General features: G+C 70.9%; 16 protein-coding genes. 7 read left to right on the top strand and 9 right to left on the bottom strand.

Annotated elements, in window-relative coordinates; all coding sequences use genetic code 11:
• Positions 1–93: 93 nt before the first annotated feature.
• A complete protein-coding gene (locus BM140_RS16610) occupies positions 94–696 on the bottom strand; it encodes a hypothetical protein (protein WP_091948744.1) in 603 nt (200 codons plus the stop codon).
• A 171-nt stretch (positions 697–867) separates the two neighbouring features.
• On the bottom strand, positions 868–1,371 hold the full coding sequence (gene secB / locus BM140_RS16605; RefSeq protein WP_091948741.1) for a protein-export chaperone SecB: 504 nt from the start codon (positions 1,369–1,371) through the stop codon (positions 868–870).
• Between the two features lie 655 nt (positions 1,372–2,026).
• Between secB and BM140_RS16600 the strand changes: the two genes are divergently transcribed.
• From BM140_RS16600 to poxB, 5 genes are all read left to right on the top strand, one after another.
• Positions 2,027–2,740, top strand: a complete 714-nt coding sequence (locus BM140_RS16600; RefSeq protein WP_091948738.1) for a Tim44/TimA family putative adaptor protein — start codon at positions 2,027–2,029, stop codon at positions 2,738–2,740.
• Between the two features lie 131 nt (positions 2,741–2,871).
• Entirely contained in the window at positions 2,872–4,008 is a 1,137-nt protein-coding gene (gene mltA / locus BM140_RS16595; RefSeq protein WP_425287068.1) for a murein transglycosylase A, read from the top strand.
• Positions 4,005–4,715 (top strand): Smr/MutS family protein, encoded by a 711-nt coding sequence (locus BM140_RS16590; RefSeq protein ID WP_091948732.1) that lies wholly within the window; start codon positions 4,005–4,007, stop codon positions 4,713–4,715. The genes mltA and BM140_RS16590 overlap by 4 nt, the downstream gene beginning before the upstream one ends.
• A 359-nt stretch (positions 4,716–5,074) precedes the next feature.
• Entirely contained in the window at positions 5,075–6,418 is a 1,344-nt protein-coding gene (rho, locus tag BM140_RS16585) for a transcription termination factor Rho (protein ID WP_091948729.1), read from the top strand.
• 340 nt (positions 6,419–6,758) lie between these two features.
• Positions 6,759–8,492 (top strand): ubiquinone-dependent pyruvate dehydrogenase, encoded by a 1,734-nt coding sequence (gene poxB / locus BM140_RS16580; RefSeq protein WP_091948726.1) that lies wholly within the window; start codon positions 6,759–6,761, stop codon positions 8,490–8,492.
• A gap of 7 nt (positions 8,493–8,499) precedes the next feature.
• On the opposite strand, the gene BM140_RS16575 is transcribed toward poxB, so the two are convergent.
• From BM140_RS16575 to BM140_RS16550, 6 genes are all read right to left on the bottom strand, one after another.
• Positions 8,500–8,799: a helix-turn-helix domain-containing protein gene (locus BM140_RS16575; RefSeq protein WP_091948723.1), complete on the bottom strand. Its 300-nt coding sequence runs from the start codon at positions 8,797–8,799 to the stop codon at positions 8,500–8,502.
• Entirely contained in the window at positions 8,796–9,152 is a 357-nt protein-coding gene (locus BM140_RS16570; RefSeq protein WP_091948719.1) for a type II toxin-antitoxin system RelE/ParE family toxin, read from the bottom strand. Before BM140_RS16570 ends, BM140_RS16575 begins: the two co-directional genes overlap by 4 nt.
• A 68-nt stretch (positions 9,153–9,220) precedes the next feature.
• Positions 9,221–9,682, bottom strand: a complete 462-nt coding sequence (locus tag BM140_RS16565; RefSeq protein ID WP_342030030.1) for an NfeD family protein — start codon at positions 9,680–9,682, stop codon at positions 9,221–9,223.
• Positions 9,683–9,688: 6 nt separating this feature from the next.
• Entirely contained in the window at positions 9,689–10,678 is a 990-nt protein-coding gene (locus tag BM140_RS16560) for an SPFH domain-containing protein (protein WP_091948716.1), read from the bottom strand.
• A gap of 77 nt (positions 10,679–10,755) precedes the next feature.
• Positions 10,756–12,045, bottom strand: coding sequence for a thermonuclease family protein (locus BM140_RS16555; RefSeq protein WP_091948713.1), 1,290 nt, complete (start codon positions 12,043–12,045; stop codon positions 10,756–10,758).
• A 96-nt stretch (positions 12,046–12,141) separates the two neighbouring features.
• Complete coding sequence (locus BM140_RS16550; protein ID WP_091948710.1) at positions 12,142–13,005, bottom strand: hypothetical protein; 864 nt, start codon at positions 13,003–13,005, stop codon at positions 12,142–12,144.
• 376 nt (positions 13,006–13,381) lie between these two features.
• Between BM140_RS16550 and BM140_RS16545 the strand changes: the two genes are divergently transcribed.
• Both BM140_RS16545 and BM140_RS16540 read left to right on the top strand, forming a co-directional pair.
• Positions 13,382–14,308 carry a lipid kinase gene (locus tag BM140_RS16545; protein ID WP_091948707.1) on the top strand — a complete coding sequence of 309 codons (927 nt, stop codon included), beginning with the start codon at positions 13,382–13,384 and terminating at the stop codon, positions 14,306–14,308.
• A gap of 17 nt (positions 14,309–14,325) precedes the next feature.
• Positions 14,326–15,066 carry a TerC family protein gene (locus BM140_RS16540; protein WP_091948704.1) on the top strand — a complete coding sequence of 247 codons (741 nt, stop codon included), beginning with the start codon at positions 14,326–14,328 and terminating at the stop codon, positions 15,064–15,066.
• A gap of 15 nt (positions 15,067–15,081) precedes the next feature.
• Here the strand turns inward: BM140_RS16540 and fhuF are convergent, their stop codons facing one another.
• Positions 15,082–15,840, bottom strand: a complete 759-nt coding sequence (fhuF, locus tag BM140_RS16535; protein WP_165616479.1) for a siderophore-iron reductase FhuF — start codon at positions 15,838–15,840, stop codon at positions 15,082–15,084.
• Positions 15,841–15,942 lie beyond the last annotated feature (102 nt).

The raw sequence follows: 15,942 nt of genomic DNA, 5'->3' as shown, positions 1-15,942 counted from the left end.
CATTTGTCAGAGCTCGCGCCCGGCCTTCCCGGGGGAAGCGCGGCCGTAAGCCTCTGCCGCCCAAAACCGTTTCGGCGGCTGCGGCGTGGCGCCTCAGCGCGGCTTGAGCCAGTCTCCGAAGCCGTCCGCATAGTCGGCGGCGGCGCGGTCGTAGAGGTCGTCGGCGCCCATGGCTTGGGCGAGGCCATCGCCGATGACACCGTAGACACCGTTGCCGGCATATTTGGTGCCCAATGCCCCGCGATAGGTCGTCAGCAGGGCACCCGTGCGGGCGTCGATCACGTCGACGTCGCCGCGGATCGAGGGGGTGCCGCCGATGATGACGCGTTTGACGGCAGACGGGATCGAGACCTCCCTGATCGTCGCGACGAGGCGCACCGGGCGCGTGCCGGCGGGGCGCTCGGCGATCACGCGCTGGAGCTTCGCCTTCAAGCGGGCGGCTGCGAGGTTGCGCAGATGGGCGCGCGCCTCCGGGGTGACGACCAGGGCCGGATCGGTCCGGGAGAGCTTTCGCTCGCTCAGGTAATCGTCCTCCGCCGAGGACCAGTCGATCCGCGTCTCGGGCGGGACCACGACCTCGAGGCTCGTGAATTTGAGGTCGGCCGTTTCCTGCGGTGACAGGGTGTTGGGCGCGACGGTGGCGCAGGCGGAGAGGCCGACGGCCAGGAGCAGCGCGGCAAGCGAGAGGCGGAACATGGTCGGACGGCTCGAAACCCCTGCCGAGGCGGCAGCGAAGATTCGCCTAGCACAACCCTTCCGGGCGGAATGCGGCGCGCCGGCCACAGTGCCGATCCGATCATTGACATATGATAAGGGCTCCGACGCGTTGGCGCCGGAGCCCTCTCAAAACTGACGGATCGTCCCGCCTCAAGAGGCGAGCGGGGCACCCTGGCCCTGGGCGGCCTGGGCCTCTTCCATCTTCTGGCGGTAGAGGCCGACGAAATCGATCGGGTCGATGTAGAGGGGCGGGAAGCCGCCGTTGCGCACGGCTTCGGCGACGATCTGGCGCGCGAACGGGAACAGCAGGCGCGGGCACTCGATCATCACCGCCGGGTGGATCTGATCCTGCGGGATGTTGCGCATCCGGAACACGCCGCCGTACTTCAGCTCGAACTTGAACAGCACGTCGTTCTTGATCTTGGCGTCGCCCTCCAGCGACAGCTCGACCTCGAAGTCGGCTTCGGCGAGCTGCGAGGCGTTGACGTTCACCTGGATGTTGATCTGCGGCCCACCCTCCTGCGGCTGCAGCGAGCGCGGGGCGTTCGGGTTCTCGAACGACAGGTCCTTGGTGTACTGCGCCAGCGCGTTGATCGCGGGGGTGAGGTCGCCGTCCTGGGCGCCGTTGCCGTTGGGTGCCGCGGTGTCGGCCATGACGAATCTCCTCCTCGCGTCGTTGCTGCGCGGCGGTTGTGACGCCGGCGCGCCCTTTTCCGGCGCGGGCAGCGCGCTAACATGCCGCCCCGCCGCGAACAAGCCGGAGGATTTGCCCGGGACCAGGGCGATCGCCCCGGTGCCGGGTTTTTGTTCGCCTCGGTCGTCTGCGGTCGCCTCCGCGACCTTGGGCTTTCGCTCGGCTCCCACCGAGGCCCGTTGCACTCTTGCCGCCGCTCATGCGGCTTCGAGACTGTTTCGAGCCAGCCCTGCGGGCGATTGCCTCGGCGGGGCGCCTGGAATCGCGCGCGGACCCACCCATATCACGGGGAAGTCCAGGGTGGAGTCATAGGGTTCTCGACGCCGGAGACATTCGCCTTCAAGATGCCAAGCTTCCGGCTCGCTCCTTGCGCCGGGCTCGGCTAAGAGTGCTCACGAGACTTCCGCCGCATTGTTGCGCCCGAACGGAACGCGACGATGATCGGGAGTTTCGTGAGAAGCACTCAGAGCCTCGAAAGCCCTTCGCGAGACGTGCCCCTGACCGCAGGAGCGGCGCCCCGGCCGGCCCCGCGGGAGCACGGATCGCGCGGGGTCCCCCTCCGGCAGCCCTCGGGTGTCAGCCTCACGCGTGCGACGGGCACGATTCGGATCGGTGATGCAGGATTCCTTCGACGCAACCACCCTGATTTTTCTGGCGCTGGCCGTCTTCGTCATCTGGCGGCTGCGCTCGGTGCTGGGCCAGAAGACCGGGACGGAGCGCTCGCCCTTCCGCCCGGTGGAGCGCAACCGCACCGACGCGCCAGGCGCCCGTTCGGAGGGCGACAACGTCGTGCGCCTGCCCGGCGCCGACCGCGCCCAGCCGATCCCCGCTCAGGCGGCCCCGCGCGACTGGCGCGGCATCGCCGAGCCGGGCTCGGCGGTGGCCCGCGGCCTGGAGCAGATCGTGCAGGTCGAGCCCGCCTTCGAGCCGCGCGCCTTCCTGGAGGGCGCCAAGAGCGCCTACGAGGCGATCGTCACCGCCTTCGCCACGGGGGATCGCAAGACCCTGCGGGCGCTGCTGTCGAAGGAAGTGTGCGAAGGCTTCGAGCGGGTGATCTCCGAGCGCGAGAAGCGCCGCGAGACCGCCGAGACCACCTTCATCTCGATCGACAAGGCCGAGATCGTCGCCGTCGAAGTCAAGAACAAGGTCGCACAGGTCACCGTGCGCTTCCTCTCGAACCTCATCACCGCCACCCGCGACGCCGAGGGCAAGGTGATCGACGGCAATGCCGAGACCGGCGTCGAGGTGCCCGACGTGTGGACCTTCGCCCGGACGCTGGGCTCGCGCGATCCGAACTGGCAGCTCGTCGCCACCGACGCGGGCGGCTGATTCCCTTGTAAGTCATGCCGTTCCGACGCGTTTTCCTTCCGGCCGCAGCGGTCCTCGCCGCTGCGGCCGTTTCCGTTCCGCTGAGCCATGCGGAGGCGCCCGCGCGCGTGGGCGCAGGGGTGAGTGCAGGGGTGAGTGCAGGGGTCGGCGCAAGGGTCGGCGACGGCGTGCTGGAGCCGGTGGCGCTCGCCAGCCTCACCGGCTGGGGCGCGGACGACGCGGCCGCGGCGTTCGACGCCTTCCGCCGCACCTGCGCCGCGCCGGGGCCGAAACCGCCCCAGGCCGTGGGCGTCACCGGCCACGCCGCCGACCTCGCGGCAGCCTGCGCGGCGGCGGCCGATGTACCCGCTGACGAAGCAAAAAAGTTCTTCGAGGGATGGTTCTCGGCCTATCGGATCGTGCGGCCGGCCAGCGGCGCCGAGCCCGAGCGGCGGCTCGGATTCCTCACCGGCTATTTCGAGCCGGAACTCGTCGGCTCCTTGGAGCCCGGCCCCGGCTACACCGCCCCGGTCCTCGCCCGGCCCGACGACCTCGTGACGCTGGCGCCCGGCGAGACCGCGCCGGGGCTCGACCCGGTCTACAAGGCGGGCCGCCGCACGACGACCGGGCTGGAGCCCTATCCCGACCGCGCGGCGATCGAGGACGGCGCCGTCGCGGCCCATACCAAGCCGGTGCTGTGGCTGCGCGACGCCGTCGATCTCTTCGTTCTTCAGGTACAGGGATCGGGCCGCGCCCGCCTGCCCGACGGGCGCTCGGTGCGGGTGCTCTACGACGGCAAGAACGGCCAGCCCTACACCTCGATCGGCAAGCTTCTGGTGGCGGAGGGCCATCTGCCGCTCAACGGGCTGAGCCTGGAGCGCTGGACCACGTGGCTGCGGGCCAACCCCGACCACGCCCGCCGGCTGATGCGGAAGAACGCGTCTTACGTCTTCTTCCGCGTCGAGCCGGTGGAGGATGCCCGCCTCGGCCCCCCCGGCGCCGCGGGCGCCCCCTTGAGCCCCGGCCGCAGCATGGCGGTGGACGGCAACCTGTGGCGCTACGGCCTGCCGTTCTTCCTCGAAGGCAAGCTGCCGGGCCAGCCGGGGCGCGGCCATCTGGTGATCGCCGCCGACACCGGCTCGGCCATCCTCGGTCCGGCGCGGGGCGACCTCTATGTCGGCACCGGCGCCAAGGCGGGCGTCGCCGCGGGCGACCTGCACGACCGGATGGGGTTCGTCGTTTTGCTGCCCAAGCCGGTGGCCTCGCCGACCGGGGAGCCCCGGCCGTGAGGCCGCCGCGGCGGCGGTCGCTCTCCCGCGAGGAGGCGTATCTGTGGGGCGAGATCGCCAAGCTGATCACGCCCCTGCGCGGACGGGCGCGGCCGAAGAAGCCGGGGGCCGAGGTCACCTCCGAGGCGGCGCCCGCGCCGCTCACACCGAGCGCCGCGAAGCCGGCCTCGTCGAAACCCGCCAAACCCAATCCCGCCGCCGCGGCCCCTCCGGCGATCCGGCCCGCTGCCAAGATCCCGGCTAAGATCGCGACCAAGACCGCCCTCCCCTCCCCTCCGGCTCACAAGCGGCCGGTGAAGCTCGGCGACCTCGCGGGCGCGTCGGTCGCCAGCCCTCCCCCGGCCCGGCCTCCCGCCCCGCCCCCGCCGGGGCTGGAGCGCAAGGAGCGCCGCGGCCTCGAACGGGGCACCCTGGCGATTGAGGCGCGCATCGACCTGCACGGGCTCTATCAGGCCGAGGCGCACGCGGCCCTGGTCGGATTCCTGATGCGGTCGCGCTCGGCCGGTCACGCCCGCGTCCTCGTCGTCACCGGCAAGGGCGGCGAGGGTTTTTCGGATTCCGGTTTCTCCGAGCGCGGCGTGCTGCGCCGGAGCGTGCCGCACTGGCTGCGCGGCCCGGAACTGCGCGGCCTCGTCCTCGGCTTCGAGGAAGCGGCGCGCCACCATGGCGGGGCGGGGGCGCTCTACGTGCGGCTGCGGCGGCGCTGATCGCCATCGCTCGGCATGGGCGATGACTCTAGGATGGCCGGGCGCGGAAGGGTGCCCTGCGGAGCGGGCTCCGGCTTTGCCGCGGCATCGAGCGGAGCGAGAAGCCTCAGGCCGCGGACGCCGGCGCTTGAGGCCAGGAACAAGACTCTTGAGCCGACCCGCAAAACGCGATAAGCACGCTTGCTTTCCGATTGCAGCCGTGTCGCACCCCTGGGGCTTGTTCCAAGCCGAGAGGAGCCGATGCGTGGGCCGGACCGCTGCGCTCGCAGCCTTGCCGGACCTGGGGCGCCTCCCCGGCGCCCGGCCCTGCGTCCCGACCGGCCGATCCTTCCCCGCCTTCGTTGGTTGCATCCCCCCACATGACGTCACAGAACGACGCTCTCGCCCCCGTCGACATGCCGACCGAGGACGGCCCCGTGGCCGCCGAGCCCGCGGTTCGGCGCGAGGTGCGCCTTCAGGATCTCAAATCCAAGTCGCCGACCGAACTCACCGCGTTTGCCGAGGAGGTCGAGGTCGAGAACGCCTCGACCATGCGCAAGCAGGAACTGATGTTCGCGATCCTCAAGCAGCTCGCGGCCAACGAGACCGAGATCATCGGCGCCGGCACCGTCGAGGTGCTGCAGGACGGGTTCGGCTTCCTGCGCTCGAACGACTCGAACTACCTGCCGGGCCCCGACGACATCTACATCTCGCCGACCCAGATCCGCCGCTTCGGCCTGCGCACCGGCGACACGGTGGAAGGCCCGATCCGCGGCCCCAAGGACGGCGAGCGCTACTTCGCCCTGATCAAGGTCAACACGATCAACTTCGAGAACCCGGAGAAGATCAAGCACAAGGTTCACTTCGACAACCTGACGCCGCTGTTCCCCACCAAGCGGTTCAAGCTCGAGCTGGACAACCCGACCAAGAAGGACTTTTCGCCCCGCATCATCGACATCGTCTCGCCGATCGGTAAGGGCCAGCGCGCGCTGATCGTCGCGCCGCCGCGCACCGGCAAGACCGTGCTGATGCAGAACATCGCGCAGTCGATCACCCTTAACCATCCCGAGTGCTACCTCATCGTGCTGCTCATCGACGAGCGCCCGGAGGAGGTGACCGACATGATCCGCTCGGTGAAGGGCGAGGTCATCGCCTCGACCTTCGACGAGCCGGCCACCCGCCACGTGCAGGTCGCCGAGATGGTGATCGAGAAGGCCAAGCGGTTGGTGGAGCACGGCCGCGACGTGGTGATCCTGCTGGATTCGATCACCCGCCTGGGCCGGGCCTACAATACCGTCGTGCCGTCCTCCGGCAAGGTGCTGACCGGCGGCGTCGACGCCAACGCGCTCCAGCGGCCCAAGCGCTTCTTCGGCGCGGCCCGCAACATCGAGGAGGGCGGCTCGCTCTCGATCATCGCCACCGCGCTCATCGACACCGGCTCGCGCATGGACGAGGTGATCTTCGAGGAGTTCAAGGGCACCGGCAATTCCGAGATCATCCTCGACCGCAAGGTCTCGGACAAGCGCATCTTCCCGGCCATCGACATCACCCGCTCCGGCACCCGCAAGGAGGAGCTGCTGGTGCCGCCGGATTCGCTCAAGAAGACCTATGTGCTCCGCCGCATCCTCAACCCGATGGGCGTCACCGACGCGATCGAGTTCCTCATGGACAAGCTGCGCCAGACCAAGAGCAACAGCGACTTCTTCGACTCGATGAACACCTGAGGCGGCGCTCGCCGCCCCGTATGAAGAAAGTCCGCAAACCGAATGGGCCGAGACCGGCGATTGGCGCCGTTCTCGGCCTTTGCGTGTTCGAGCGGATCAGCGCCGGTGCGGGCATTCGGCTGACGGCCGAGATGCGGCGCGACCTTCTCGCCTTCGAGCGTGACCGGATCGACATGCAGGAGCGGACGCGCTTCATTGCCGAGAAGTATGGCCGCGAGCCGTCCTGCTGAGACCGGCAACATCCTGCAACAATTGTGAAATTCGCCTCGACCCTCGAACAAACGCCCGATCCCGACGTTGGCCCGCATCGACCGCCCGCGGTCAACCGGGGAGACGGGCCATGGCCTCCGACACCATATCCGACCTCATCGTCGAGACGCTCGAACTCGCGGGCGTGCGGCGGGTCTACGGGCTCGTCGGCGACAGTCTGAACGGGATCACCGAGGCGATCCGGGCGCGCGACGTGATCGAGTGGGTCCATGTCCGCCACGAGGAGGTCGCGGCGTTCGCCGCCGCGGGCGAGGCGCAGGTCACCGGCGAACTCGCGGTCTGCGCCGGCTCCTGCGGGCCGGGCAACCTCCACCTCATCAACGGCCTCTACGACGCCCACCGCACCCGCACCCCGGTGCTGGCGATCGCCGCGCACATCCCCTCCTCCGAGATCGGCCTGAACTACTTTCAGGAGACCCGGCCCGAGCAGCTGTTTCGCGATTGCAGCCATTTCTGCGAACTGGTCTCCGATCCGGCGCAGCTGCCGAACGTTCTGGAGACCGCGATCCGCGCGGCGGTGGGCCAGCGCGGCGTCGCCGTCATCGTCATCCCCGGTTCCGTCGCCCTGAAGCCCGCGCCCGAGCGGACGCTCGCGGCTGCCTCGACGCTCCGGCCCCGCGCGCCCATCGTCGTCCCGCAATCCGACGACCTCGACCGGTTGGCCGAGCTTCTTAACAACTCCAAGAAGATCACGCTGCTGTGCGGGCGCGGCTGCGCCGGGGCGCATGCCCCGCTGATGCACTTGGCCGAGCGGCTGAAGAGCCCGATCGTCCACGCCCTCGGCGGCAAGGAGCATGTCGAGCACGACAATCCCTACGATGTCGGCATGACCGGGCTGATCGGCTTCTCGTCGGGCTATGCCGCGATGGAGGCCTGCGAGACCCTGCTGATGCTCGGCACCGACTTCCCCTATCGCCAGTTCTATCCCGAGCATGCCCGCATCGCCCAGGTCGACATCCGCCCGGAAAATCTCGGGCGGCGCTGCCGTCTCGAACTCGGCCTCGTCGGCGATGTGGCCGCGACCATCCAGGCGCTGCTGCCGCGCCTGACCGGCAACGACAGCCGCCGCCATCTCGAGGCCAGCCTCAAGCACTACGCCAAGGCCCGCGAGGGCCTGGACGACCTCGCCACCGGCAAGCCCGGCCGCCGGCCGATCCATCCGCAATACCTCACGAAACTCCTCAGCGAGGCCGCCACCGACGACGCGGTGTTCACGGCCGATGTCGGCACGCCCACGGTGTGGGCGGCGCGCTACCTGCACATGACCGCGGGGCGGCGCCTGATCGGCTCCTGGGCGCACGGCTCGATGGCCAACGCCCTGCCGCATGCCATCGGTATCCAGGCGGCGAGCCCCGGCCGGCAGGTGATCTCGCTGTCCGGCGACGGCGGTTTCGCGATGCTGATGGGCGACATCCTCACCCTCACCCAGGAAAAGCTGCCGGTGAAGGTGGTGATCTTCAACAACGGCACGCTGGGCTTCGTCGAGCTGGAGATGAAGGCCGCGGGCTATCTCGAGACCGGCGTCGCGCTTCAGAACCCCGATTTCTCCGCCATGGCCCGCGCCATCGGCATTCACGCCCACCGGGTCGAGGATCCCGGCGATCTGGAGGGCGCGATCGCCGACGTGCTCTCGCATCCCGGCCCGGCCCTCCTCGACGTGGTGACGAACCGCCAGGAACTCGCCATGCCGCCCAAGCTTCAGGCCGAGCAGGTGAAGGGCTTCAGCCTCTACGCCCTCCAGGCGGTGATGAGCGGACGCGGCGATGCGATCCTCGATCTGGCGAAGACCAACCTCATCCGCTGACGCACGATCAAATCGCGTCGACCATCTCAATCCGCAGCCGCTTGCCGACTGCGCGTGCGGCGCGGGCAATGGTTGTCAGGTGGACGTTCGGGTTATCAGGATCGAGCAGTCGATCGAGCTGCGAGCGGCTGGTGCCTAGGCGCTCGGCTAGGGCCTTCTTGCTGACCCCCTCTGCCTTCATCGCCTCCGCCAGCTGCCACGCGATCACCCGCTTGAGAGCGGCAGCCTCGGTCTCTTCGAGCAGTCCCTCTTCTTCCAAAAAGTCGTCGAACGACGATCCGCTGTGGTCGAACGGCGCGTGCGTCATGTCAGGCCTTGCTCGTGCTTGCGCTTGTTGGTTCTGGCGAGCCGCAGATCCTCGGCCGGCGTGGCCTGGGATTTCTTGATGAAGGCATGCAGCAGAACCATCCGCTGCATCGCATCGATGTAAAACAGCGCCCGGGCGATCCGGCCGTTCGAAATCCGGGACCGGATTTCGTGCAAACCTTCGCCCATCGGCCGACAAGTCGGCATTCCGATCGGCCAGCCGTACTCGGCCAGCTTGATGTCTTCTCCGATCCGACGGCGATCCACTTGGTCGAGTGCCTTGAGCCAATCCCGCACGGGTTCGTTGCCGGCCTCCGTCCGGAAGAAGATCGCGGGGACCCGCTTCAAGGTCAATCAAGCCTCCCCACCGATAGCATGCGTACCGCGCAAGGTACAGTTCCGCCGTTCTTGCGAAAGCCGTTTCAGGCGCCCGTAGAGGCCGAAAGCGCTTCGTCCTCCTGCGTGATGGGCGCCACCCGCAGCACCGTCCCCTCCACGCCCGTCACCCGCACCCGCGTGCCGGCGGGCAGGTCGGGCCCGGTGACGCGCCAGAGCGTGTCGTCGAGGCGGGCGCGGCCCTCGCCCGCCAGGATGGCGGTCTCCAGCCGGACGCTGCGGCCGATCAGGCGGTGGGCGCCGAGGTTCAGGATCGGCGCCCGCTGCCGGTTGAGGCGGTTCGCCAGCAGGACGGCGGCGACGGAGAGCGCCGAGAACAGGAGCAGCTGCCCCTGCCAGGGCAGGCCGAGGGCCGCCTCGATCAAGCCGGTCAGCCCGGCGGCGAGGCCGAGCCAGACGAGGAACACGCCGGGCAGCGCGAGTTCGCCGCCCATCAGCACGAGACCGGCGAGGATCCAGGCCCAGGCGGGCGAGAGCGCGTCGAACACAGGCAATCAGGCCTTCGGCGGCGTGGCGGGGACCCGCGGCGGCAGCCCGGAGCGGCCCGCCGCTGCGGCGCCCGGATCGCCGAAGACCGAGCGGGTGATCTCGGCGATGCCGCCGAGCGTGCCGGCGAGTGCCGACGCCTCGATCGGCACGACGACGACCCGCTGGTTCGGCGCCGTGGCGATGGCGCGGATCGCCTCGACGTACTTTTCGGCCACCAGAAAGTTCGCCGCCGCGAGGTCCCCCTGGGCGATGGCCGCGCTCACCATGGCGGTGGCCTTCGCCTCCGCCTCGGCGCCGCGTTCGCGCGCCTCGGCATCGCGGAAGGCGGCCTCGCGGCGCCCTTCCGCCTCCAGAATCGCCGATTGCTTGCGCCCTTCGGCGCGGAGGATCTCGGCTTGCCGCTGGCCCTCGGCCTCCAGCACCGAGGCGCGCTTCTCGCGCTCGGCCTTCATCTGCCGGGCCATGGCGCCGGCGAGATCCGCGGGGGGCAGGATGTCCTTGATCTCGACGCGGTTCATCTTGACCCCCCAGGGGGCGGCGGCCGCATCGAGCACCCGCAGCAGCCGCTCGTTGATCTCGTCGCGGTGCGACAGCAGCTGGTCGAGGTCCATCGAGCCGACCACGGTGCGGATGTTGGTCATGGTCAGGGTCAAGAGCGCCATCTGCAGGTTCGAAACCTCGTAGGAGGCGCGCGCGGCGTCGAGCACTTGGTAGAACACCACCGCATCGATCCGCACGCCCGCGTTGTCGCGGGTGAAGGCCTCCTGACTCGGCACCTCGACGACCTGCTCCATGATGTTCACCCGCCGACCGATCCGCTCGACGTAAGGAATGATCAGGCCGAGGCCGGAGCTGAGCGAGCGGTCGTAGCGCCCGAACCGCTCGACGGTGTGGACGTGGCCCTGCGGGATCGTGCGGATGCCGATGGCGAGCGTCACCACGACGAGCAGCGCGAGGACGACGGCGAAGGCGCTCAGGCCGAGCGAGAGGGTCATGGGCGAAACGGTCCATACGCCGCGCGAATCGTGCGCCGCGTACAGTCTAGCCTATCGCCCGGCCTGCGTGTGGCGCCTCACTTCTTCCACACGCCGAGGCGCTCGGTGCGAGCATGGTCCTCGGCGGCGACGAGTTCGGGCGTGGCCTCGGACGAGGCGCGCCCGCCGCCGTTGAACAGCACCACCTCCGACAGGTCGCGCCCCTCGACGGTGCAGACATGGGCGCTGCTGCCGGCGGCCGGCAGGCAGGTCACCGACCGGCCGCGCAGATATTTCGACAGTTCGTCGGCTTGGCCGCCGCGCACCCACTCGACCCCGAACAGGCGCACGAGCTTGCCGCCGACCCGCAGGGTCGCGGTGTCGATCACCTCGGCCGGCCCCTCGACGGCATTGGGGTTGCGCGGCGGCTCGGGGGGACGCTGGTCGGTCTCGGGCGGCGGCGTGTCGGTGTTCGCCGGGTTGGGGGCCGCAGGGTTCGCCGCCGGGGCCGGCTGTTCGGCCTGAGGCGCGGTGTTTCGCGAGACCTGCGTCTCACCGGCGCCGTCCTCGCGCCCGGCCAGGAGGAGGCCGGCGACGAGCGCCGCGCCCGCCAGCGCGCCGAGGCCCATGAGCACCACCGGGCGGCGGCCGCCGGCCGCGAGCCCGTCCTCCACCACGTCCCGCAGCCGTGACGCCGCCTCGCCGGAGCGGGCCGACACTTGGCGCAGGTTGCCGCCCAAACGGGTGCCGAGGGTCGCGAACCGCGCGGCCCCACCCGGCGGTTGCGGGATGGCCGCCGCGGACGTGGCGTCGAGGGTGGCCGGCGCGACCGCCTCGGCGGGGGCCGGGCGGGGCTTGGCCCGGAACCGCTCGGCCAAGCGGTGGCGCCAGCCTTCCACGGTCTCGCTCGCGGCGCTGGCGAGCGCCCGGCTGCGCTCGGCCGAGGTGTTGGCGAGCGAGCGCGCCAGGGCGGATTGCGTCTCGACGAAGCGGGCGCCCGCCGCGCGCACGTCGGCGATCGGGTCGCGGGCCGGTTCCGGCGGGGGCTGCGGGGGAAGCGCCGGCAGCATTAGGGTTTGGTGCCGCTCGGTCAGTTCGTCGATGAGGTCGTGGATCGTGAGCGGCATGGCCGCCCCCTCGCCCTCGTCGCGCCGCCGCACGGCGCCGGTCATGTCGACGATGCGGTAGCCGGGCAGGCCCTCGGCGGGCTCGACGAAGCCCTCGGCGATCAGCGCCAGAGTGCGCCGCGCCACCGGACGGACCCGGCGGCGGTCGAGTTCTGCCAGGATGAGGCCGCGGATGCGCAGATCGTCCTCGGAGACAGGCACTTCGGGGGCAGGCGCGGCCTCCGCTCCGCTCTTCACCGCGGCCTTTGCCGAACCTTTCACGCGCGGGTCACTCCGTCTCGTGGGCCGACGCTCGGGTCGGCTCCGGTCTCGCGACCCCTCCTAGCACAACAGGGCACGGAGCGCGGAACTGCCGGTTCAGGCGCCGCCCCGCCCGCCGATGGAGGCGCTGAGGGCGCCGCGGCGCAGCACCCGGCTCGTCTCTTCGACGATGATCGGACGGCCGCCGGCGAAGCTCACGGTCAGCATCAGCTCGGCCACGCCCTGGGAGCGGGCGCCGCGGCCGGGGCTCGCGGCGCTGAATTCGTGAATCGTGCGCACGAGGCAGCTCTGGGTCGCCGCGTTGCAGGAGACCCGCGGCTCGCCCTGCGGCTCGTAGCGCCGCTCGGGCCAGCGCCGGGCGAAGCGCCGCTTCTCCGCCATCAGCGCGGAGAGGGACATCGTCCGCCCGTGGAAGCGGACCTGCGATCCGTAGAAGCGCGGGGCCGCCGCCGCCATCCCGTCGCCGGGGCTCGACACGCTGTCGAGATAGGCCTCGCTCAGGCGCTGCGCGGTGCCGGCCCATTCGGCGAAGCGCGGATCGGACTCGGATCGGGCCGGCGCCTCCCGGGGCGGGGCCGAGAAGACCGGCGGCGCCACGCGGGCCGAGCGCGTCGCCCGGGGCCCGGCCTCGCGCGCGGCGGCGTCCCTTGCGGCGTCCCTTGCGGCATCCCGTGCGGCTTGGCGCCGGGCCTGCCGCTCGTCGCCCGCGCGGCGGGTGCCGCGGGCTTGCCTCGGCGCGGCCTGCGGCCCGTCCACGGTCGCCGAGCGCGTCTCGCGCCGCGCCGGAACTGCGGCCTCGGGCGCCGGGGCCGGCTCGGCGGCGGGCTTGCTGGCGGGCGTCCCGGCCGATGTCCCGGCTGCCTTGGCCGGCGGATCGACCCAGCCGGCCCCCTGCTGGGCGACGGCCGGCAGCGACAGGGCGAGGAGCGCGAGGGCGGTCGTGGCGAGGAGTGGGCGCATGGCATTACCGATCGGTCGAGCGCGACCGGGTAGAACGCGCAGGCTCGCGCCGACGGTTCCCTCGGGGAACCTTCGGCTCAGCATTCACCGGAACCGTGGCCGATCCGCATCAGGCGACCGCGGTCGCCTCCGCCTCTTGCCCTTGTCCGGGAAGCTCCCACCTTGAGCGCGAGCGTAGCCCCGCGGCCGCGCCTTCGGGCACCGCGGGTTCTCCAGAGACGGGTCCGGGCCCCTCTGGCGGCCGAGGCGTCGGCCGCGATGTCGGACCCCATCCGCGACCCGAGCGCTGACGCGGCGCGATTGCGTGCGAGGTTTCCTTGCCGGCCGCGTCCTTCCTGTGTCTCCCGTCCATTCCCCGCATGTCGGGAGGTCCGCTGTGAGCCGGGCGGACGGGAAGCCGCGCCGCGCCCTCCTCCTCGTCAACGGCAAGGCCCGCAGCGGCGGGGCGCCGCTGGACGCGATCCGGACCATCCTGCGCGAGGGCGGGCTCGAACTGGTCGAGCCGGAGGATAACCGCGACTGTCACGAGACCATCGCGCGCCATGCGCCGTCGGTCGATTGCGTGGTTCTGGGCGGCGGCGACGGCACCATGAACGCCGCCGCACCCGCGCTGGTCGAGACCGGCCTGCCCTTCGGCCTCCTGCCGCTCGGCACCGCCAACGATCTCGCCCGCTCCCTCGGCCTGCCTCTGGAACCCGAGGCCGCGGCCAGAATCATCCCGACGGCGCCCGAGAAGGCGATCGATCTCGGCTGGGTCAACGGGCACTACTACTTCAACGTGGCGAGCATCGGCTTCTCCGCCGATCTGGCGGGCGAGCTGACGGCCGAGGCCAAGAAGACCTGGGGCACGGTCGGCTACGCCATCGCGGCCTTCCGGCTGTTGCGCCGGGCGCGCCCCTTCACCGTGACGATCGAGCACGACGGCAGGACGGAGAAGGTCACGACGATCCAGGCCTCGGTCGGCAACGGGCGCCATTACGGCGGCGGCATGACGGTGCAGGAGGATGCCACCGTCGATGACGGCAAGCTCGATTTCTACAGTCTGGAGGTCGAGCACTGGTGGCGGCTGATCGCGCTGCTGCCGGCGCTCCGCCGCGGCACCCACGGCCAGGCCGAGGACGTGCGCGCCTTCGAGACGACCGAACTCAAGCTCACCACCCGCAAGCCGCGCGCCGTGAACACCGACGGCGAGCTGACCACCTGGACGCCGGCCCATTTCAAGGTGGTGCCGAAGGCGGTCCGCGTGCTCGCCCCGCCGATCGACACCGGCGCCAACCGCTTCCCCCTCCCCTTCAAGCTCTGATCCCGGACGTGCCTGACGTGGACGCGCTGCTCCAACTCGCCGCCGACCCGACCGCCTGGGCGGCGCTCGCGACCCTCGTGGTGATGGAGGTGGTGCTCGGGATCGACAACCTGATCTTCATCTCGATCCTGACCAACAAGCTGCCGCCGGAGAACCAGGCCAAGGCCCGGCGCATCGGCATCGGGCTGGCGCTGATCCTGCGGCTCGCGCTCCTCGGCACGGTCGCCTGGATCGTCCACCTGACCGAGCCGGTCTTCGAGGTGTTCGGCAAGGGCTTCTCCTGGCGCGACCTCATCCTGATCGCGGGCGGCCTGTTCCTGCTGTGGAAGGCCACCAAGGAAATCCATCACACCGTCGATCCGAACCCGGAGGAGAAGGCTGAGGGCGGAGCCGGCATCGGCTTCGCGGCGGCGATCGGCCAGATCCTCGTGCTCGACCTCGTGTTCTCGATCGATTCGATCATCACCGCGGTCGGCATGACCGAGCACGTGCCGATCATGGTGATCGCCGTCGTCACCGCCGTCACCGTGATGCTGATCGCCGCCGACCCGCTTTCGCGCTTCATCGCGGCCAACCCCACGGTGGTGATGCTGGCGCTGGGCTTCCTCATCATGATCGGCATGACGCTGATCGCCGAGGGCTTCGGGGCGCATGTGCCGAAGGGCTACATCTACACCGCCATGGCCTTCTCGGCGGGCGTGGAGGGCCTCAACATGCTGGCCCGCCGCCGTCGGAAGAAGCGGACCGGGGCCGTCTGAGAGGCAGGGCGGTCCTCAGCCGCCCTTCTCGCCGCGCAACAAGGGGCAGATGCCGGCGCATTTGGGAAAGCCCGGCAGCGCGTAGCGCAGGCAGCAGACCCGGCGGCGGGGCGTGTCGAGGCCGGCCAGCGCGTCGGCACGCATCAGGGTGAGCGCCGCGCAGGCCTCCTGCGGCCAGCGCAGAGCCAGCAGCGCCTCCCGCACCGCGTCGGCCCGGTCCGGCGCCTCGCGGGCGAGCGTGCCCAGCGTCCAGAACAGGTAGCTGCCGGCATTCTCCCACAGGAGGCGCACCGACAGCCCGGTCTCGGCGCGTAGCAGCCGCACCGCCGGGGCGAGGCACTCGCTGAGCAGGCGATCGACCTGGGCCGGGAGCGCCGCCGGGAACGGCAATTCCGGCGCGAGGTGGAAGGCGTCGGGCAGGCCGGTCTGCGCCGCGAGGCTGAACCGGTCCGGTGCCAGCGCCAGCCCGAGCCGGGCGCCCGCGGCGAGCCCGGGCGCGATCAGGCCGGCGAAGAGGTAGGCGCTCCACAGCGAGGCGACCGCCCGTCGCTCGCCGCCGGCATGCGCGTCGGCGAAGGTGGCGAGCGCGTCCGCGAACGCACCGCAGGCGATCTGCTCGGCAAGCGTGCGCGCGGCGGGGCCGGGACCGAGGCGCAGCTGTCCGGCGAAGGGGGCGAAGGCCCCCTCGAAGGCGGCGTCGAGGTTTCTCTGAGTCGGAAGGATCGAGAGGGTCAGAGGGAGGCGGGTCCACGCCGGCTGCCGTCGCGCCCGCATTCCGGGCGGGCGCGCCTTAGCAGAAACGGGCGTCCGCGTCATACCAAGCGGCACGGAACCGGACGGATGGTCCTGTTCCGTGCATCCGGCGGACGCCCGCCG

Source organism: Methylorubrum salsuginis, assembly GCF_900114375.1.
Classification (GTDB): domain Bacteria; phylum Pseudomonadota; class Alphaproteobacteria; order Rhizobiales; family Beijerinckiaceae; genus Methylobacterium; species Methylobacterium salsuginis.
The sequence above is the reverse complement of the archived record's forward strand: the minus strand, read 5'-3'. Positions and strand labels throughout refer to the sequence as shown.